General features: G+C 33.3%; 15 protein-coding genes. 1 reads left to right on the top strand and 14 read right to left on the bottom strand.

From position 1 onward, the window contains the following. Positions 1–9 precede the first annotated feature (9 nt). The 9 genes from ACKGJY_RS00935 to ACKGJY_RS00895 all read right to left on the bottom strand — a co-directional run bounded on the left by ACKGJY_RS00935 (position 10) and on the right by ACKGJY_RS00895 (position 14,703). Positions 10–756: an SGNH/GDSL hydrolase family protein gene (locus ACKGJY_RS00935; RefSeq protein ID WP_413971969.1), complete on the bottom strand. Its 747-nt coding sequence runs from the start codon at positions 754–756 to the stop codon at positions 10–12. 10 nt (positions 757–766) lie between these two features. After that, positions 767–2,167, bottom strand: a complete 1,401-nt coding sequence (locus tag ACKGJY_RS00930) for a sugar porter family MFS transporter (protein WP_413971968.1) — start codon at positions 2,165–2,167, stop codon at positions 767–769. A 51-nt stretch (positions 2,168–2,218) separates the two neighbouring features. Continuing rightward, positions 2,219–3,841 carry a sulfatase gene (locus ACKGJY_RS00925; RefSeq protein ID WP_413971967.1) on the bottom strand — a complete coding sequence of 541 codons (1,623 nt, stop codon included), beginning with the start codon at positions 3,839–3,841 and terminating at the stop codon, positions 2,219–2,221. Positions 3,842–3,857: 16 nt separating this feature from the next. Further along, positions 3,858–5,459, bottom strand: a complete 1,602-nt coding sequence (locus tag ACKGJY_RS00920; RefSeq protein ID WP_413971966.1) for a glycoside hydrolase — start codon at positions 5,457–5,459, stop codon at positions 3,858–3,860. Between the two features lie 38 nt (positions 5,460–5,497). Then, the gene (locus tag ACKGJY_RS00915; RefSeq protein ID WP_413971965.1) at positions 5,498–6,916 is read right to left on the bottom strand and encodes a hypothetical protein; all 1,419 of its coding nucleotides are present in this window, start codon (positions 6,914–6,916) and stop codon (positions 5,498–5,500) included. 71 nt (positions 6,917–6,987) lie between these two features. Continuing rightward, the gene (locus ACKGJY_RS00910) at positions 6,988–8,568 is read right to left on the bottom strand and encodes a glycoside hydrolase (RefSeq protein ID WP_413971964.1); all 1,581 of its coding nucleotides are present in this window, start codon (positions 8,566–8,568) and stop codon (positions 6,988–6,990) included. 74 nt (positions 8,569–8,642) lie between these two features. Then, on the bottom strand, positions 8,643–10,223 hold the full coding sequence (locus ACKGJY_RS00905; RefSeq protein WP_413971963.1) for a RagB/SusD family nutrient uptake outer membrane protein: 1,581 nt from the start codon (positions 10,221–10,223) through the stop codon (positions 8,643–8,645). Between the two features lie 5 nt (positions 10,224–10,228). Further along, positions 10,229–13,252 (bottom strand): SusC/RagA family TonB-linked outer membrane protein, encoded by a 3,024-nt coding sequence (locus ACKGJY_RS00900; RefSeq protein ID WP_413971962.1) that lies wholly within the window; start codon positions 13,250–13,252, stop codon positions 10,229–10,231. Between the two features lie 62 nt (positions 13,253–13,314). Then, complete coding sequence (locus ACKGJY_RS00895) at positions 13,315–14,703, bottom strand: hypothetical protein (protein WP_413971961.1); 1,389 nt, start codon at positions 14,701–14,703, stop codon at positions 13,315–13,317. A 546-nt stretch (positions 14,704–15,249) separates the two neighbouring features. Here ACKGJY_RS00895 and ACKGJY_RS00890 point away from each other — a divergent pair. Then, positions 15,250–16,107, top strand: a complete 858-nt coding sequence (locus ACKGJY_RS00890; RefSeq protein ID WP_413971960.1) for an AraC family transcriptional regulator — start codon at positions 15,250–15,252, stop codon at positions 16,105–16,107. A 13-nt stretch (positions 16,108–16,120) separates the two neighbouring features. On the opposite strand, the gene ACKGJY_RS00885 is transcribed toward ACKGJY_RS00890, so the two are convergent. The 5 genes from ACKGJY_RS00885 to ACKGJY_RS00865 are packed head-to-tail and all read right to left on the bottom strand — an operon-like array spanning position 16,121 to position 22,204. Continuing rightward, entirely contained in the window at positions 16,121–17,347 is a 1,227-nt protein-coding gene (locus ACKGJY_RS00885) for a M24 family metallopeptidase (RefSeq protein ID WP_413971959.1), read from the bottom strand. Positions 17,348–17,356: 9 nt separating this feature from the next. After that, positions 17,357–18,607 carry an NAD(P)/FAD-dependent oxidoreductase gene (locus ACKGJY_RS00880; protein WP_413971958.1) on the bottom strand — a complete coding sequence of 417 codons (1,251 nt, stop codon included), beginning with the start codon at positions 18,605–18,607 and terminating at the stop codon, positions 17,357–17,359. A gap of 20 nt (positions 18,608–18,627) precedes the next feature. Further along, positions 18,628–19,638 carry a 4-hydroxyproline epimerase gene (locus ACKGJY_RS00875; protein ID WP_413971957.1) on the bottom strand — a complete coding sequence of 337 codons (1,011 nt, stop codon included), beginning with the start codon at positions 19,636–19,638 and terminating at the stop codon, positions 18,628–18,630. Between the two features lie 17 nt (positions 19,639–19,655). Further along, positions 19,656–21,185, bottom strand: coding sequence for an aldehyde dehydrogenase (NADP(+)) (locus tag ACKGJY_RS00870; protein WP_413971956.1), 1,530 nt, complete (start codon positions 21,183–21,185; stop codon positions 19,656–19,658). Between the two features lie 56 nt (positions 21,186–21,241). After that, positions 21,242–22,204 (bottom strand): dihydrodipicolinate synthase family protein, encoded by a 963-nt coding sequence (locus ACKGJY_RS00865; protein ID WP_413971955.1) that lies wholly within the window; start codon positions 22,202–22,204, stop codon positions 21,242–21,244. Positions 22,205–22,297: the final 93 nt, after the last annotated feature.

Genomic DNA, 22,297 nt, shown 5'->3' with positions numbered 1-22,297 from the left:
TTGTTTGTGTTATATTTTGAAATATTCGAAAATAGCATCGGCTACAAATTGATGCCCTTTTTGATTGATATGATTGTTTTGCGACATATAGCCTCTTAATGGTTGAATTTCTGCTAAGGCTTTAAACAGCGCGTAACTATCTACCAAACCAACATTATATTTTTTTGCTAAGGCTCTAATTTGATTACTATGTTTTGCCAAAGGAGTGTCTTCAGCAGTAATATCCTCTTTTAAATCTGGTGTTGGTGTTAATAGAATTACTTTTGTTCCATAGGCTAGCGCCTCTTCAATCATTTGCTCCCAAGCTACTATAGCTCTTTCTAATCCAATACTTCTATCATTCAAACCATAATCGATAAAAAGGACATCTGGTTTATGATTTAGTACTTCCTCCTTAAAACGTTTAGCACCTTGTTCCGCTTGCTCTCCACCAATTGAAGTTGTAATGGTATTGACTACGGAATATGGATAAAAATCATTAACCTTTTTTAAGGTTCTGTAAGGATAAGCATTTAAGCGATCTAAAACCCCTCTAGTTGTATAACCAGTAGGTACGGAATGCCCGTGAAACACCAAGTTTATTGTATGGTTTTTAGGCCATTTTAATTTCAATTTTGTTTTAATTGAATCAAGGTAATGCACAGCGTGGACTTCTTTTTTAGAAGATGAAATTTCTTTAGTTTGAGCGCAAGCAAAATTGATGCATAACAACAAAGCAAGTCCTAACGTTTTGTATATTCTAGAGTTTAATATCATCTTCAAAATATTATTTATCTTTTGTAAATTCCATTTCAATTTCTTCCAAACTTTTACCTTTTGTTTCAGGTAATTTACTTCGTATAAACAGGAAGCCTGCTATACAAATGGCACTATACACCCAAAAGGTTCCTGATGCACCTAATGCATCATTCAAAATTGGGAAAGTAAATGTTAAAATAAAAGATGCTATCCACAATGAAAATGTAGCAATAGACATGGCTACACCTCGTATTTTATTAGGAAAAATTTCGGATAATACTACCCATGTAATTGGCGCCAGAGACATAGCATAAATAGCAATTGCAGTAATTACCAATAATAATACGGGCCATCCTGTAAATTGAAAATAGTAAGCGCCACCCAAAATAAGATATACCACTCCTAATCCTATAGACCCTAATAGCATTAACTTTCTACGTCCCCAACTATCTACTGTTCGCATAGCCACTAAGGTAAAGATTAGGTTTACGCTACCTGTTATTACAATATTAAATAACATGTCTCCAACGCTATACCCTGCAGCTGTGAATATTTCTTCAGCGTAATTAAAAATGATATTAATACCACACCATTGTTGGAATACCGCCAATACAATACCTATAATTAAGATAGGTTTGATTTTAGGATTTTTAAAATCTGAAAATTTAATTTTTGAAGTACCACTTTCTTTCAAAGTTAATTTAATAGCATTCAATTCATCATCAGCATATGCATCACCTCCAATTTTTGCCAATACTTTTTTGGCTGATTCTGATTCGTTAATTTTAACTAAGAATCTTGGACTTTTAGGTACAACAAACATTAAAACAAAAAATAGAATTGCAGGAATCAATTCTGCCCAAAACATCCAACGCCACCCTGTTTGTCCGTTCCATGAACCTAAAATCATTTCAGGCGTACTATTATCTGGAATAGCTTCAGCAATGAAAAAGTTTGCAACTTGTGCTGCCAAAATACCAATTACAAGAGTTAACTGATTAATGGCGACAAACTGCCCGCGATATTTTGCTGGAGCAATTTCGGCAATGTACATTGGAGATAAGGTTGATGCCATACCAATACCCAGTCCGCCTATAAGTCGATACATAATAAAAGGCGTGAAATTATCTGCATAACCAGTTCCAAAAGCTGAAATGGTAAACAAAGCCGCTGAAAATATTAGTGGCAATTTTCTACCAAATTTATCAGCAACAAATCCAGAAATTACTGCACCTAAAATACAACCTATTAAGGCACTACTCATAGCCCAACCTTGTAAAGTAGGCTGTGATGCTATATCAAAAAATAGTTCATAAAATGGTTTTGCACCGCCTATTACTACCCAGTCATAACCGAATAGAAACCCACCCATTGCTGAGACAAGTGCTAAAAAAAGTAGGTACGTAAAATTAAACTTTATATTCCCCATTATAGATTAGTTTGTTTGGTTAGTTAGTCGTTCTTATAGTTTGTAAAACAATTAATCTTTTGTATTCAAACTACTGTCGTACCAGTTATTATTAGGGTTAAAATCTTTGCTTAAAAAATCTTTGCGTTGTTTTTCTAGTCGTGCAAGCATTTTTGTTTTGCGCTCTTCCATTTTCGCTTTTGCCTTTGCAGCGTCATATTTTGTATAAGTTTCTGGAATACGAGCATTTACACTTGCTAGATAAGTATCTAATTCGCTTCTTAAGCTTTGAGCGATGTCTTTATTTTCTTTTGAAATATCATTTTTTTCACCAGCATCAGTTGATAAGTTATATAATTCATCGTGCCCATCTTCCCAGTAGTGGATGAGCTTATATTCTTCTTTCCTGATAATACTCACAGGATCTCCACCTTGATTTCCATAATGTGGGTAGTGCCAAAATAAAGGTCTTGTATCTAAAGAATTTCCTTTTAAAAGTGGCACTAAACTTACTCCGTCCACTATATGGTTTGGATCTTTTTTAACACCTGCCAAGTCTAATAACGTAGGATAAAAATCAATACCTGAAACTGGATAATCAATAGTTTTGGCTGCTTTTTCTAACATTGGTGCTTTAATAAGGTATGGCTCTCTAATACCACCTTCCCATTGATATCCTTTACCACCTCTTAAAGGCGCATTTGTTGTTGAAAAGGCATCACCACTAGCTACACCACCATTATCTGAAGTGAACATTATGATGGTATTCTCATCTAAATCAAGTTCCTTTAAGCGTTGTAAAACTACACCAACAGCATCATCCATAGATTCAACTAAACCTGCATAAATAGGGTTATCTTGCACATTTCGAATAGGCAGTCTTGCCTCCATTTCAAAACCAGATTCTGGAATGCCTTGTGCCTCTGCTTTATTTCTATATTTGCTCCATTTTTCTTCAGTAGTTTCTATTGGTCCGTGTACAGCATAAAAGGATAAGAATGCAAAAAAGGGTTCGTCTTTATTAGCTGTGATAAAATCAGCAGTTTCTAAAGCTAAGCGTTTTGTCAAATTTTCACCTTCATACTTATAATCTAGCTTTGGATTTCTCCAAGGTGCGTAATATCCACCTTTGGGGCCACCTACTTCCCAGCCGCCTATATTAATATCAAAACCGTTACTTTCTGGTGTAAAAGGTTCATCACCAAGATGCCATTTTCCAGCAAAAAAAGTTTTGTATCCATTTTGTTTAAAAGCCTCTGCAATTGTTGTGCTTTCTACCGGTAAAGCATGCGCATATTCAGGAGGCATTACTTTAGTATTGTAGTAATCGCCCCATTTTTCACCTGTTGCAGCACCAATCCAATCGGTTACACCATGACGCGCAGTATATTGCCCCAACATAAGGCTTGCTCTTGAAGGACTACATACTTGGCACGCTGCGTAACCTTGTGTAAATTGAACACCCTCTGTAGCAATAGCATCAATGTTTGGCGTTTCATAATAGTTGCTACCAGAATAACTTAAGTCATGAGCCCCTAAATCATCAGCAAGAATAAAAACGATGTTAGGTTTTTTAGTTTTAATTGGCTCTTTAACGTCCTTGTCCTTACAGCCACTAAAAAATATGGCTGCAAAACAAAGACCATAAACTAAAACTAACTCAAATTTAACTAATCTGATTCTTAAAAAATTCATATAGACATTTATGTGTTTATAAGACGCTTCCTGTTAATGTATTAATAGAACGTGCCTCTAATATTATTTTATTATCTGATATTTCTTGTTTTTCTAAATTCTTATCCGTTGATGTTACATATACGTTATCGACTTTACAGTTTGAAATATTAATTGCTTTATTTTCATTACTGTAATTAATGGCAACAATTACCATTTTTGATAATGATTTATCCATATAAGCTGAAAGCATAACATCTCTGTATTGCTCTTCAATTGATATATTATTTAGTTGTAATTCTAATGATATATTATTTAGTTGTAATTCTAAACCAACTCGAACCATACCAGGACTAACAAATCTTGAATAATTTCCTAAAGCCCATAAAAGTTTCGAGTCATGAAAATCACCATCACTTTTCATTTTATCTAAATTGAATAGGTCAGATGTATCACCAGAATCCAAATAAATCAAACCATCCTTATAATCTGCATTTGTTAACGCTGTCCACCATTGCCATGAACTAGCATTCGCTAAAGTTAAATCAGCATGCATAACTCTTGCCACATAAAGTGCCGTATCAATACCTAAATCTCTTTTACTTCCTCCTCCAATATCATCAGTATTTTCAAGAATACAGAATTCACTTTGCCAATAATCAATGTTATGCTTTTTAAATTTATCATTTAATTTTTGGCGTATCTGTATCAAACTATCTACTGGCCATGTTGTAAAATAGCTATGACCTGATATTGTCTTTTTAACATGTTTCAGGTTTTTAGCTGTTCCATTTTCTCCAAAAAAATACTCAATTTGACTACCTCTATTTGGCTTATTGAATGATGAATACAACCAACGTAAATCTGCTGCTTCTCCTAAAACAATTTTCGTATTTAAATTGGTATTTTTTAATTCGTCGTTGAGCATATAAGACAACTTAGTAATATCAGCATTGGTAGCTGGCGTACCTTCTTGTGTTTTTTTCTCCCATTCCCATTGTGGTTCGTTTATTGGACTTAAATAATCAAATGAAATATTTTTTGTTTCAAAATGATTCAATACTTCAACCATAAATTCAGCATAATCGTCGTATTTATCCTCTTGAATATTGAGCGTGCCATTTATCAAATCATTGTTATAGCCTTTTCCATTTTTAGTCCAATGTACAGGTGCCGATATTGAAAATGCTAAAAATTTATCAACACCATAAGACTTCGCTTTTTGCAAAAACCATTGCTGACCTTCTTGTTTGCTCCAATCATAATTTCCATTAGCATCAATAAAAGATTCTCCTCTACGCCACTCGTTTTTTATGTCTGAATCTGTGCCTTGTTCTGCAGTTCCCGCTCCAATATAAAATCGCCATATTGATAATCCAATACCTTTAGGGTTTCCTTGGGAATCAATCTCCTTACTAAATAATAGTTCAGCTATCTTTTCCTTTTTATTATTAGGCCAATTTTTTCCAACATACTCACATCTCCATGCATCTGATGCTCCAAAACCTTCCATAGTTTGATACGTAATATTTGTATCAATTGTAATATTATTAAAGGTATTTGATGGTTTACAAGAGTGCAACGTAATAGAACTCATAAAACACAGAATAACTGCTATTATCAATAAAGGTGATTTCATCTTAGTTATTCTATGCTTTAAATAGTTTATCACCAATTTTAGTTTCCTTTTATAACTACCTTATAAATTTGATAAAGGCCTTCTTTATTTACGTCTAATACAACTTCATTATCTGTAGACAATTGTGCAGTTGCTGTTTGCTCTATATAAGCCTCAGCTTTTGCGGTATCACTATAATCAAAAGGGACAAAACGCTCTACCTTTTCGATAGAAGTTATGTTAAATCCGCTAACTTTTACAGCAACTTTTTTACCACTTTCCTTAGCCCCAGTAATATATAAAACCATGGTTTCTGCGTCTTGTAATGCTGCAGCTAAATGGAATTTATTCGAAGTCGTTTTTAAAGCCTTTCCTCTGTATGACTCCGCCATATCTCCTAAAATCTGACCCGTTGGAAATACTTTAGTATAATTCCAGTTTGTTAAACCTAAGCCAGGTATTGAGGTGTTTATTGGAGGCCAAAATGCGGCAGCTTCAGAACCTGTTCTTCCATAAATTTGAATAATGTCTGGAATAATGTTAGCTGCTTCCATATAAAGTGCTCTTTCATTGTAATCTCTTGAAGGCATCCATTCTGATAAATATTTAAAGTTTTTATTAGGGTTAAAGTTATTTGCACAATCAATAATACGTTTTTCTAAATCTGCAATGTTATGCGTATCAGTAGTGTATCCTGTGTAGGTATGTAGTGCTACACCATCAATAGCATCATAAGCCTTAGTGAATTTATTCTTCATAGTAGTAAATTCTTGTGGTTCTGTATAATCGCCATTTACTAATAATTTGAATGTTCTATTTGGAAATTCACTTTCAATATATTCAGCTAAGTCCATAGCTACATTAACGTATTTGTCTAATTTTTGAGCTCTAGTACCACCACCGGCAAATTGTAACCACCATTCGTTACCAATTTCCACAATACCATTGCCAATATTTGAAACCGTAATGGCCTCTTTGGTCCTAGCTTTCAGATTGTTCATTGCTGTATTGTATTGTGAAGAGCCAACAGTAGTATTCATCGCCGCTGTAGTTGGTATAACAATGCTATAACTAGACACATTACTTTTTAGCGAAGCAACAGATGCTCCTGGTTGCGATGGTGTATTATTCCATCCCGGAGTTGTATTACTAGTCCAAGCATAAAATTCTGATTCCCAACCACCAGGATATCTCACCACCGTTGTGCCAATATTACCAAGTGTGGTTGCAAAATTAGTAAATGTATTATCTGGTATTTGTCTCCAGTCATTATTAACACCAAATAGTAAAGGGTTTATATCTACGCCATCGGTAGCATCTACTGTTAAAGTAATATCTGCATTTACTTCTACAGGATCATCGTCTTTATCATCTGGTTCTCCAAATTTAGGATCATTTGGATCTGTAGGTTCGCTTGTACTACACGAAAAAATAATACCTACTAAAACTAACGTAATAATTTTTTTAATTTTTAACATATTTTCTTTTTTTAAATTAATGTCTCATATTTTAAACTTATGACGTTTACATTATGAAACATTCACTGCAATTATTTTATAGTTCCTTTAAGTGTAACTATAGACTTTTTTGGTATTGAAATACCATCAAACTGCACTGTAGCTTTTCGTAAATTGCTACCAGATGATGTTGTATATGTATCGAAACTATTATTTACAACTTCAAAATCAATCCCATAATTTTCTAAATAAATATCTCTACTATTATCTGTGTTGTTTACACAAACCAAAACTATTTCTTTATTTAGCGCATTTGTGTATCCTGATATCATAAAATTTTCAACTGAAGTCTCATCACTATAATCAGGATCATTTATTTCAAATCTTACCATTCCTGGTCTTACAAAACGACTAAAATTACCTAATGCCCACAGCAATTTATTATCTTCAAAACTACCATCGGTATGTGATGGACTATTTGAATTTGGTTTATACAAAATCAAATTAAAACGATCTGGATGATCACCAAAAGTTGATTGATTTAGGGCGGTCCAAAAACTCCATCCTGTAGCGTTACCAAACACCAAATCTGTATGTATGATTCTACTAAGCCAAAGTCCATAATCTATTGGACTTAAAGTTGTAATATCGCGTTCTTGTTGGTATGTACCACCAAGCAAACTATATTCTGTTTGCCAATAATTTAATCCAAAACTCGATAATGAAGTACGTAATGATTTTCGTTGTCTTAAAGACTCATTGGTTGTACCATTACTAAAGTAACTATGACCAGCTATATTATTAGAAACTGAGGATAAATTACCGATGTAATTAGAACTACTAGAGTTAAAAAACTCATTTACTTGATTTGTGGTATTTTGAGTGCCTTCAAATAAATATTTTAGTTGAGCTGCTTCTGGAATCATGATTTTTGCTTTTACACCTTGTGTATTAAACTCACTATCCATTATTCTTGTTACAGCTGCTACTTCGGCATTAAACGCTTTTGTACCAGATTGACTAGCATCGCCTATTGCTGCATTCCAATCGTATTGCGTTTCATTAAAAGCACATACTGTTTCAAAATTGTAACCTTCATCTTCATAGCGCTTTACAACCGTTGTTAAAAATTTTGCGTAAGCCTCATAGTTAGATGCTTCACAATTAAAACCATTAACATCACTAGTACTAAAGGTATAACCGTTTTTAGTCATAAAATAAGGTGGCGTTGTTGCCCAAGCTGTAAATTTAGAAACTCCATACTCGCGCGCTTTAGATAAAAACCATTGCTCGCCTGATTGTTTTGTAAAGTCATAATTACCTGCCTCGTCTAGATAACATTCTGTTTCTCTAAACCATGATGTTGATTTAAAACCACTGCTAGCTTGATCTGCAGCACCATCGCCAATTATTGTTCGCCATAGTGAGAGACCAATACCCAAGGGATTTCCTTGAGCATCAGTTTCACTACTAAATAACAACTTTGCTATAGGCGCTTTAGAAGCTTCTGGCCATTTGCCCACCCATTGGTCTTGAAAACCACCTGATGCTCCAAAATGATCTATAGTTTGAAATGTATTTTCAAGATTTAGAGTAATACCCTGTTCGGGCATATCAAATTTAGGATCGTCAGGATTAGTTGCAGTATCAGAACTACAAGCTATAACTAACATTGATATACAAACAAAACATAGAACGCCTTTGAAAAACTCAAACATCAATTTTGGTTTATTAAAAATTTTAATAATTAGTATCCTGGATTTTGAATAATTTTACCTCTTGATAGTTGAATTTCTTCTGGTGGCACTGGCCAAAGCATATGAATGTTGGCGTCAAATAGAGTACCACTATTCTGTGGTTCAAGCAGATTAGTAGTTTCAAACGGATCTGTGCTTTCTTCAGTATTATATTTTACAAAAGACCCATTTGGACCTAAAATTAGAGCTATTCTTGGTACACCATTTATTTTTTGTCTTCTAATATCGTAAAGCCTATGTTGCTCTAGTGCTAATTCTAAACGTCTTTCTTTCCAAATTGCATCTCTTAAAGCTGCTCCAGATAAAGACATGTTAGTATCAAGCTCAACTCTATCTCTTATTAATTCTAAAGAATTTTTAGCAGATGTTTCATCACCATTAAAATAAGCAGCCTCAGCATGTATTAAAATTACATCTGCTAATCTTAAGTGTATATAGTGTAAAGGTAACTGACCTCTTTGATAAGGTTCTGGTCTTTCTGCTGTTGGTATATAATATTTTCTATTTGTACGTCCAGATTTATTTTCAGTTGGTCTTCCATCAAAAGAGGTAACAGCTGGATCTCCAAAAACTGATTCGCCATGTTTAATTATTGTAGAACGTAGTCTTATTTCGTCACCTTCACTTAAAAAAGCATTTTCTAAGTCACTTGTTGGTGAAGCCCAACCCCATCCGCGATCTCCACGACTTCCATTGGTTATGGCAAACTGTCCTCCTACGCCATTAAACGTTTGATTATTTATATACTGAACTTCAAAAATAGTTTCAATTCCATTTAAATTTCCAACTCTATATATATCAGCAAAATCCGTTTCTAAGGCATATTCTCCAGAATCCATAACAGTTTTTGCCATGGCTTGAGCTTCTGCCCATTTTTCTTCAAATAAATACACTTTAGCTAAAAGAGATTGAGCCGCACCTTTAGTAGCTCTACCTCCTTGCTCAGCAGATTGTTCGCTTTTAAGTGGTAATGCAGCAATTGCATCAATTAAATCTTTTTCAACAAACTCATATACTTCAGCTACAGTTGCTCTTTCTTTATCATTAATAGTTGGTTCTAAAATTTCGTTGTAGGATTCTACAATTGGTACACCGCCAAAATTTCTAACCAAATCAAAATAGAAAAACGCTCTTAAAAATTTAGCTTCAGCTAATAATTGATTTTTTTGAGTTTCATCAAAATCTATATTTGGTATTCTATCTAAAGATATATTAGCTCTAGTAATACCTATATAATGGTTTTCCCAAAATAGATTAAAATATGTAGAACCTGGAAATACGTTGTATTGAGCTATACCTGTAATATCAGGTCTTGGCTGTCTTGTATTTCCGGCCCAATTATCATCAGACGCCATTTCGTTAATCTGCCTTTGAAAATTAACTTGATTCCAATTAGTTCCGTTTACGAGTTGATATATACCGTTTACAAAAAACTCTGAATTATCAGCTGAAGAGAAAAAATCATCTAACTGCTGTCTACCCTGTATGGGTTGGTCTAAAATTTGATCTTGGTCACAACTTACGCTCAATAGAGCTGTGCAAATAGTTAAAAATAAAACAATCTTTTTCATAATTTTTATAATGTTAAATTTAATCCTAATAAATATGTTTTTGCTACTGGATTTTGAGAGAAATCAACTCCTAAACCGTTAATAATACCGCCGCTTGTAACTTCAGGATCGAAACCTGAATAATCAGTAATTGTAATTAAGTTTTGTCCAGCTAAATATAAACGACATTTACTAATACCTTTTAATTTGAAGTTATAGCCTAATTGGATATTACGCAATCTTAAATAAGAACCATCCTCAATAAATAAGTCTGATGGTTTTTGATAATTTCCATTCGGGTCGTTTTCAGTAAATCTTGGATATCTAGCACCTGTATTTTCTGGAGTCCATACTTGGTTTTCTAAACCTGCAAAAGTATTAAGCCCTTGTGTTCCAGCGGTAATGTATTCTGTATTTACATTAAATACATCATTTCCAAAAGTACCGTACCATTGCATTGAGAAGTCAAAATTCTTATATCCCATATTAACGTTTAATCCACCATAAAAATCTGGAAACGGATTACCTATCGTAACAACATCATCATCATTTAATACACCATCGCCATTTTGATCTACAAATCTAAGATCACCAGCTTGTGCATCTGGTTGAATTATTGTGCCGTCTTCTGATGTATGCGAATTTAACTCTGTTTGATTTTGAAAAATACCATCTGTCTCAAACCCCTGAAATAATCCAACAGGTTGACCTAATTCAGTAATCTTGACTGATCTACCTTCTAAACGAGGACGTCTTTGCCCCAGAATAATCTCATTACCAGGAGCTAATTCTATAGCTTTACTCTCATTAGTGGAAACTGTTAAATTTACACCTATATTGAAATCGTCCCAGTTTTTATTATATCCTATAGTAACATCAATACCTTTAGATTCAATACTTCCAACATTTTGAGCAACTCGACCAGGTATTCCTGTAAAGTTTGGTGTTTCTACACTAAATAATAAATCCTCCGATGTTTTTATATAATATTCAGCATCTATTGTAATTGTATTATTAAATAATCCCATTTGAAATCCGAAATTTTGATCTCTTACCGTTTCCCATCTTAAATTAGGATTACCAAATTGACCTAAAAAGTTTGCAACCACACGATCTCCGCCAAATACAAAGTTTCCAGAACCTACAGAAAAGAATTGACCATTACGGTTTATAATTTGATTTCCTACTTCACCAGCAGCAACTTTTAAACGTAAGTTATTAATAGTTTCACTTTTGAAAAAGTCTTCAGAGTCTATATCCCATGCAAAGGCAACACTAGAAAATATTCCAGTTCTATTACCTTTTGCAAACCTTGAAGAGTTATCTACTCTAACTGAGCCATTAACAAAGTATTTATTATCATAACTATAAATAGTTCTAAAAACTCCTGAAAGAATATTATTTGTTTCCTCATTACCAAATGCACGAATAGTTTCACCTTCTGCAGCATTTAGTTGTCTTAAGTTTACATTGGTATTACTTGGTAAACCATCTCTAAATCCTTGTAAATTATCAAAATTTTCAGAATCAAATAATATACCACCTAAAATATTTAAATAGTGTTTATCATTAATAGTTTTATCAAATGTTATGGTGTTATTAATTACATAATCAAAATTATTAGTTACAGTTTTAGTTAAGTTATTTATTTCTAATAATCGTGTTGGGCTAATCTCATACTCCGGATTAAAAGTTGTAGAAGTCTGTCTACTTATATTGAGACCAAATTGAGATGAGAATGTAAAATTTTGATTTATTTTGTAATTTAATTGTGTATTAGAGAAAAAAGCGAAGAACTCATTCTCATTAAACTGTCTGGCTAACTGTGCTACAGGATTTGGAACTAAGTTTTGAGATTCTTCAAAGATACTAAACTCATTACGTCCTACTCGCTCACTTTGTGGTACAAAAACGTTTGTTAGTGGATCAATTCTTAAAGAATTAAATAATAAATTAGGTGTGTTTTCCCATCTTTCAAGTCTTGGGCTTAAATCTTGTTTAATTGAAACCTTATCAGATATTTTAAAATCCACATTAAAACGACCAGTAATTCTTTGATAAAAACCTTTAGAATAGTTAGCTTTTTGATCAAAAAGTCCTAAACTACCAGAGTATTTAATATCTTCATTACCTCCAGATGCTCTTACATTGGCATTAACAACAGGAGAAAAATTATCAACTACTTCATTCCACCAATCTGTACCTTCTCCAAAATCATCAGGATTAAATAATGGAGCATTACCATCATTTATTCTTCTTGCATTTTGAATTCTAATATACTCTTGCGCGCCTGCACTCTCTATTCTATCCCAACCTTGTACACCATAATTTAAATCTACACTTACGGTAGATTTTCCTGATTTACCTCTTTTAGTTGTAATGAGTACTACACCATTAGATGCTCTAGATCCATAAATTGCAGATGCTGATGCATCTTTTAAAATTTCAAAACTAGCTATATCCTGAGCGTTAACAGCGTTTAACGAAGTACCGTTTGGTTGTAAAACACCATCTATAACAATTAGCGGATTTGTTGTAGCATTAGCTGTAGTAATACCGCGAATTACAATACGAGGAGATGCTCCTGGAGAACCTCCAGAAGATAAAACTTGAACACCCGCAGCTTTACCTTGTAAGGCTTCTGCAGGGTTACTTGCTACTTGCTTTGCAATTTCTTCGCCTTCCACAGTAACCATAGATGTTGCAATTTTTTCCCTTTTTACAGCACCATAACCAATTACAACAACTTCATCTAGTTGTGCATTATCAGTTACCATTGTGATATTAATAATGCTTTTGTTATCTACAGCTATTTCTTGTGTTTTATAACCTACGTAACTAAAAACTAGTATTGCATTGTCTCCAACCGTCATGGTATAATTTCCATCAAAATCAGAAACATAACCATTAGTTGTATTTTTTTCAATGATATTAACACCAGGTATTGGCTGTCCTTGATCATCTGTAATTATTCCTGAGACCTGGTTTTGGGAGGCTCCAGTTAAGCTTAAGCACAATGCGCTTATTAAAGTTAAAACTAGTTGTTTCATCTAAATTGTATATTTAATTAGTTTGTTAGTTATTTTTTCTTTGGTACGAATATTTAATAATACTATCGTTCACTGATAATTAATCTATTTAAATGCGTATCAAATATGAATGTATAATCTTGATCTAGAACACTATCATCAAAAATATAGTTATTACCACCTCCAGGTATAGTTCTAGAAGGATCGCCTCCATTAACATCTACTCTCCAGAAAGGTGCCCAACCATCTGGGTTTGCATTTAATATAAATCCATTACCACCATCGTCATTAGGCTGATCTTGAATTGTAACATCTACTGTCCATAAATATTGGTTTGTTGCATCTTGTGTGAAAGGTTTTCCAGATCTAAAATTCCAACATTGTGTGCTACCATCTGCATTGTTAGTACATGTTGATGTTGTTGCATCTATAAAAACACCTCTACCCAAAACATAAACTTGATCAAAAGCGTCATCAGTAGGCGTATATGGAGAAATTGTATAACTTAAATCTCTTACATCCATTGTGATTTCGTAATATCCAACATCTGGAATAATTATTGGGTTTACAGTAACGTCTTGACCCAAGGCTAATTTCCCAGGTTCTGTAGCGTCTGCTCCAAAAGCAAATGGCTCAAAAGAAGCTTGTTGAGGAATAAATCTCACTTCAGAATTTGCTGCAGGCGAATAATAACGTGCTGTAAACACAAAACCGTTTTCTCCAGAAGCTTCACTTCCTGAGGTTGTAAATGGTATTCCAAAAATATCTTGATTTAAAGCAGCATCACTAGTTTCATCAGTTAAAAACATAGCTCCAAATTGTAAATCTGTAACAATACTTACTGAAACAGATGCAGTAGATTCATTACCAGTAAGATCAACTGCAGTTATAGTGAACTCATAATTACCAGGATTTTCAACATTTAAAGAATTCGCATAATTATAAGTTTCACCTGAAATAGAAATAGTCTCATTGAGAATATCGCTTTCAATTCTAAATTCAGACAGCTCTCTATCACTTAAATCAATATCAAAATTAATTTCATCACCATCACCAACAAATATAGTTGCTGCAGCTGAAGGACTATTAATAGTTATTGATGGTGCATCTATATCTTTATCTAGAATAATTACAAAATTTCTAGTTACAGCAACATCTCCTGCATTAGTAACTGTTACAGGAATGGTGTGAGAACTAAATACCTCTGCATCATCAGGAATTTTAAAACTATAAGCAAGTTCATAAATATCTGGCAAGGAATCTTTAACAATAGTCTTGTCTAAAAACCATGACTCATACATAATATTGACAGTTTTAATTCCAGCTGGATCAGAAACCACACTTTCAAAAGTAATTGTTTCCCCAGGTAAAGAAGATATTTCATCTACTGATGATATAAACTCTGGTGTAGAATCTACGCTTATGGAATCGTTATCATCGCAACTTACCATACCTAAAACTAGGCAGAACATTAAAAGCAATTTTGTTTTTACATTTTTCATTTTTTTGATATTTAGTTAATAGTCTTATTATTTAGTTTTTTGTTTAATGTTTTTTTTTAAAACATAGACATTATTAATATTAGTTAAATTGTGATATAAACAAATAAACACGCTTATTGGAATACCTTAATTATCACTTTAATAATTTTAATGTTTACTTATAATTAAATTCATAAAAATAAGGTCTAAAATTTTTAGTATATCATACAAAAATAGGATACCTACACGTGTTTGAAATAGACAAAAAAAGGATATACATGGACATTATTACTTTTGTAGACCTATTTGATAAATGATAAATTAGATTTTTAACAATTGTATGTTTATTTTACTACAGAAGTACGATACGAATTCATAATATAGACAAAATTTTTTTACAAATTTTCATATTAATTAATTTATATATATTTACTAATTGCAAATCCGTTGATTTTACTACATAATTGAGGATTAGTATTTACATAGAATTTAATAGTTAAAATTTATATGGATATAAACACTTCTAAAAAGGGTTTTTTGGGACAAAAAATAATTGTTTTCCCAAAATCACTCTTAGAGCAGATTAAAACCAACTCAATTTCTAAGCATTTTTTTATCACGGACTTAGGGTATTATCCTGTTGCCAACAAACACTCCAGAAAAAGAAAAAAAGGCGCTAAAGAATATATTTTTATATACTGCACAAAAGGTAATGGAGAGATTACTATAAAAAACAAAACTATCCATATAACTCCAAATCATTTTTTTATTATACCAAAAAATACAAAACACAAATATATGGCTGATAAAAAAAGTCCGTGGAGTATATATTGGTTTCATTTTGATGGAGATTTTGCTTCAGCTATATACGATAGATACTCACAAACCGATAGCGTTAATTACAGAAATATTCCTTTTTCAAAAAGTATAATCGATCAGTTTAGTAAGATTTTTGATTTGTTTAATAATAATTATTTATTAAATCATATAGAATACGCAAATTTACTTAGTCTAAATTTTATAAGCTCATTCGTTTATAATGATTCAGACTCTATTTCTAATATTCCACAAAACGATGATTTTGTAGATTCTATTAAAGAGTTTTTATTAAATAATCTTGAAAAGAATTTTACGCTAGATGAATTAGCAAAAAAGTTTAACTATTCTAAATCTTATCTACACACAAAATTTAAAGTAAAAACAGGGTATCCAGTACTTGTGTTTTTTAAACTTAAAAAAGTACAAAAAGCGTGCGAATTTTTGAGCTATACTGACTTGAGCATCAAAGAAATAAGTTATAAAGTTGGATTTGATGACCCACTTTATTTTTCTAGAACATTTAAAAAATTTATGGGCAAATCGCCTAGAAACTACAAACAAAACCAACGTAAATAATCAACAAATTCAATCAACTTCTTTCCCTAATTCCAAAAGGGTTTTCTATACTGTACATAGGCTCTGTAAACCAATAGGGTTTATTATCTTTAATATAAACATGATCTTCGAGCCTGATTCCGAACTGATTAGGCACACATATCATTGGTTCTATACTAAAACATAAGCCAGATTTTAAAATGGTATCATCGTTATCAACTATATAAGGCCATTCATGAATATCTAAACCAATACCATGGCCAGTTCTATGAGGTAAACCAGGTAATTTATAATCGGGACCCAAATCATGAAATTCTAAAACACGTCTTGAAGCTTTATCAATAGCCCCACAGGTATTTCCCAGGGTGATAGCTTTAAAAGCAGCTAATTGAGTTTCTTTTTCAATATTCCAAATACGCTTCTGATAATCTGTTGGATTTCCAAAACTATAAGTTCTTGTAATATCAGAAATATAATCCTGTAGTTTACACCCTGTATCTATTAAAACAATATCATTTTCTTTAAGATGTTTTGGATGTTTAACGCCATGAGGAAATGCGGTGTCTTCACCAAATAATACAATACAAAAATAAGATCCTGAGTTTATGCCATAACGTTTATGTGCTTCATGAATAAAATCAGTAACCGCTTTTGCACTTATTCCTACTTTTAAAATTCTTGCTGCTGCTTTTTGTACTTCTAAAGTTATATCCATAGCTATTTTGATAATATCAATTTCTGCTTTAGATTTTATCATTCTGCACCCTGATGTAATTGGTTTTGCATCAATTAAGTCTAATTTAGGGTTACATTTCAAAATTCCATTAGTGATAAAAAAAGGAGTGGTTTCATCCATATATACAGAACCTGCACCTATACCTCTACCTGCTAATAACTTAGAAAACAAAGCGTATGGACTTTCATGTTCTTGCCAACTGTTAACCTTCCCTTCAATAAGCATAAAATCTAAAATAGTTCCTATTTCAAATTCGGGCGCTATGTATTCTAGTGATGTGTTAGAATAGAGTATTGCTCCTACCATGCGTTCACTAGAATTCCAACGTGTGCCTGTAAAATAATATAAATTTGTACCTGCATTAAGATACATAGCCTCTATGTTTTGAGTCTTCATCATTTTGCATGCTTTCTCTATTCGAGATTTAAACTCTTCTTTTTCAATTGGTTTAGCCAAATGTGCTATAGGCGTAATTGCATTTAATTCTTTATCAATTGATGACCCTCCTATGCCGTATCTACTCATATTTTTTAATTATTTAAATGTTCTATCGGGATGATATGGCATCACATCTAAAGACGTTTTTTTGTTATTTACCAATTCCGTAACCAACTTTCCTGTTGCAGGTCCTAAGCTCCACCCCATCATAGCATGACCTGAAGCTACTATTAAATTACTATATTTTGAAGGTTTACCTATAAACGGCAGTCCATCAGGAGAACAAGGGCGTAAACCACAAGTTACTTTTGTTTTTTCTTCTGAAGTGATTTTGAGATTATTATAATAAGATTCTCCTGCTTTCGCAATAGCAGCAACGCGTAACGGATTAATTTTATGATTTATACCTGCTATTTCCATAGTACCCGCAAACCTAGTAAAACCATCCATTGGTGTTACAGCAACTTTAGCTTCGCATAGAATTGCTGGAATTGAAATATTTGTCTCCCTTTTTACATTTATACTATACCCTTTACCTGCTTGAATAGGTATTCTTAACCCTAATTTTTTTGCCAAAATAGAACTCCAACTTCCAGCAGCTAGTATCACTTCATCAGCACTTATTTTTTGATGTTCTGTTATAACATTTAAAATTTTTCCTTTAGAAACCTCAGTGTCTATTACCGCTTCATTCTGTAAGAACGATACACCTTTACTTTTTAAATAAGATGTCATTTCTTTCATAAAATGATGAGGTGTCATATGCGCATCAGAATGATAATACACGGCGCCTTTAATATTCAAATTGGCTTTAAGTTCTATTTTATTTACGGCATTAGCTGATAAGTTTTCAACTTTTAAGCCTTCTTTGATACCTCGCTCTCCAATTTCCCATTCCTCCTCGCCTATCTTTTCTGTTTTATAACACATTAAAAGCCCTTTACGTTCGTAATGAAAATTGAAATCAGTTGAAGCCTTTAAATCTTCGTATAACTCACGACTAAATATGTTGATGTCTTTTATAGGTTTTATGCTTTTTTCAACCTTTGAATGTTTAGCTGATGTTTTGAAAGCCCACGCCCATTTTAAGAAATCCATATCCAAGCGTGGTTTTACGTAAAATGGACTTGAAGAATTAAACATCCATTTAATACCCTTGGTAATTATTCCAGGAGTAGCAAGGGAAATAAAATGACTAGGTGTGATATAACCAGCATTTACATATGATGCACCTGTTTTAAAATCTGATTTATCTATAATAGTTACTTGGTGACCGTCTTTTTGAAGATAATATGCTGTACACAATCCAATAATACCACCACCAATTACAATACACTTTTTATTCAATTTACATCAATTATTAGTTGTTAAATCACTTGAAAACCATGAGCATAAGGATCATCTTCATCATCTATAATTATTGTATTATATCCGTAAATTTTTGCCCACCCTTGTATGCTTGGTATAATTGCAGGAATTCCGTTTAAAGTAGTGATCTCTTCTACCCGACCAATAAATTTACTACCTATAAAACTCTCATGAATAAAATCTTCTCCCTGCTTAAGTTTGCCTTTTGCATATCGTTGTGCCATAACTGCTGATGTACCTGTACCACACGGGCTTCTATCTATAGCTTTATCGCCATAAAACACTGCATTTCGTGCAGTGGACGTTGCATCAATTGGCTTACCTGTCCATAACATATGAGACACATCTCTGATGGTTTCGTTTTCCGGATGAATAAACATGTTTGGATATTTATTATTTATGCTTTTTCGTAATTCTTGAGAATATTGGATAATTTTTCCTGCTGAAAAATCTTGAAGCCCAGAAAAGTTTTTTTGTGGATCTATAATAGCATAATAATTGCCCCCGTAAGAAACATCGAATGTTAATGTTCCCAATTCAGAGCAATCAATAGTTAATCCTTCTGCAGCTAGATAACTTTTTACATTTGTTAAACGCACCCAATCTACTTTATTTTCAGTTTGCTGATATTCAATATGTACCAAACCAGCCGGTGTTTCCATTTTAATTTTACCTGAGATTTTTGGTATTACCAAACCCTCTTCTATGGCTATGGTTATCGTACCTATAGTACCATGACCACACATAGGTAAACAACCCGATGTTTCAATAAATAAAATAGCAAAATCATTTTCTGGATTGTGAGGCGGATATAAAATACTACCACTCATCATATCATGTCCACGTGGCTCGAACATTAACCCTTTACGAATCCAATCGAACTCTTTTAAAAAGTGCTGACGTTTCTCGCTCATGGTGTTTCCTATTAAATTAGGACCTCCTTCTTTAATAACCCTAACAGGGTTTCCGCAAGTATGCGCATCAATACAAACAAAGGTATTTCTACTCATTTTATTCTAAATAAATATCATTTAGTTTTTAAAGCCTCAGGCAATAATTCATTTGGAAACGATTGGTAACTAACAGGACGCACCCATCGTTTTATAGCATTTGTACCTACTGCTGTAAATCTAGAATCGGTAGATGCTGGATAAGGCCCGCCATGTTGCATAGATGGACACACCTCTACACCTGTTGGCACACCGTTAAAAATAATTCTACCTACCCTACTTTCTAGTGCATCAACAATATCGTGAAGGTTTGCGTAATCTTCTTTTTCGGCTAAAATAGTCCCTGTTAGTTGACCTTCTAATCCGTTTATAATATCTATTAATTCAGCTTCATCTTTAGCTGTTACCACTAACGAAAAAGGGCCAAAAACCTCTTTATGTAATTTAGGATTTTTTAAAAAGTCTTTTCCTGAAACAGTTGTAATTTGGGTTGCGGCATAATTAGCCTCTACGGTATCTGTAATTTCATCTACAACTTCAGCGCCGTTTTGAGATGATACACTTTTGCTATTTTCTACAAATCCGTTTTTAATATTAGGATGTAGCATACATTGCGCATCTATAGCTACTGTTTTTTGAGCTAGATCTATAATAAATTTTTGTGTTTTAGCACTATTTATAGTTAAAATTAAACCTGGATTTGTACAAAATTGACCTGTACCTAAAGTTATAGAACCTGCGTATGTGCTTGCTATTTCTTCCGCTCTGTTTTCTATAGCGTTTGGTGTTATAATCACTGGGTTTATACTTCCCATTTCTGCAAACACAGGAATAGGCTCTTCGCGTTTTGCTGCTATATCAAAAAGAGCTCTACCCCCAGAAATACTTCCCGTAAACCCAACTGCTTTTACTTTTGGGTGTTGCACTAAAGCCGCACCGACAATTTTACCACGCCCCATGATATTTGAAAACACTCCATTTGGCATCCCTGTTTTTTCTGCTGCTTTTATTATAGCTGAAGCAACTAACTCTGCAGTACCAGAGTGCATTTCGTGTACTTTAACAATTACTGGGCAACCAGAAGCTAGTGCACTTGCTGTATCTCCGCCTGCTGTTGAAAATGCTAAAGGAAAGTTACTTGCCCCAAAAACTACTACAGGACCTAAAGGAATTGAGGTACGACGTAAATCGTCTTTTGGAAATGGTTCTCTATCTGGATTTGCGGCATCAAAACTGTTTTCTCGCCAATCTTCTTTGGTTACTAAATCGGCGAATGCGCGCAATTGAGAAACAGTTCTACCACGTTCTCCTTTAGCTCTACCTTCTGGTAATCCAGACTCTGTTGTGTAGGTATCTATCAATTCTTGATCTAATGCTAAAATCTCGTCTGCAATGGTATTTAAAAATTCCGCTCTTTTTTGTCCTGAAACTTTTCTATAATTTTTAAAAGCATCCCATGCGAGTTGAACAGCTTCGTCTATTTCTTCGTCAGTTGCTTCATAAAATGGTATTGGGTTTTCTATATTAAGCTTTGGGTTAATTGTTTTGTGTGTGATGTTTCCGTTGGCTTTTAAAGTGTTACCAATATAATTTTTTCCTGTTATCATGTTTTACTGATGTTTTATATTCATAAAATTTTGGACTTTAACTAGTACTAAATTAATCAAAAGCCCAGAGCTTCAAGCCTTTCTTTTGCTAGAGTATATCTTGCACGAACATCATCCATTTGCTGTTTGGTTAATTTCTTACCAAAAGTACGAAGTCCTCCATTGATGTCATTATGATGAATTCCAAAAGCAAACTTAAGATATTCGAGAAGCAATGGCTTAGCATCCAGATATGAAATGGAATTCATAGCCTGAGAAATTTTATTTGCCTTAGCCCATTCTCCATTTGATACATACTCCTGCATAGTAACACTAGCTTTTGGGAAGATACAACCTACACCAGTAATCCCTCCAGATGCACCAGCAAGTCCTGCGTGAACAGTTACAGTATCTACACCTGCCAACACATTTAGATTTTTGTTGGCTAACATCATCGTTTCAATTATTGAAACATCTATAGTCGATATTTTAAGAGCAGTTACATTAGGGAGCATGGCAATTCTTAACAAAAGATCAGTAGAGAGTGCATGATATCCTGCTGCATCAGGATTATTATAAGGCATCATTGTTACTCCTGCCCCTCTTGCAGTTGCTTCAGCAAGTTCATAATACGCATACATTTCTTCATCAGAAGGAAGCGCCTTAGTTTTTGGAGGCATTATCATAACTGTATCTACCCCAACAGTAGCTAATCCTTCAACGATTTTTACAATATCTTCTTTATTTTCTGCCGCAGCTCCACTAATCAATGGAACATTGTATTCTTTAGCAACTTCAGAAAGGGCTTTAAGTAAAGAAAGGCGCTGTTCGGAAGTCAAATAGCTATTCTCACCCAGAGTACCGGATCCAACAAGTCCTCCCATTTTGCTTCCCCCTTTTCCTTTAACTTTTAAAATACCAGAGGCGTAATTTTGCGTGGCATCAAGATCAATTTCAATGGAACCAGACTTTGATTCTTTCAACCATGTAAACACAGCTGGCATAACGGTATATCTCCAATCTAAACTATTTGTTTCCATTATATTTTGTTTTGTCTAAAATTATTTAAATAGTTTCTTGTAAAATTACTCTAAAACCAATCTTCAAAATTAATATCTAATTATCCATATTTA

The organism is Hyunsoonleella sp. 2307UL5-6 (genome assembly GCF_047345485.1).
Lineage (GTDB): Bacteria > Bacteroidota > Bacteroidia > Flavobacteriales > Flavobacteriaceae > Jejuia.
Note: the sequence above shows the minus strand (reverse complement) of the source record. Positions and strands in the feature narration are given on the sequence as shown.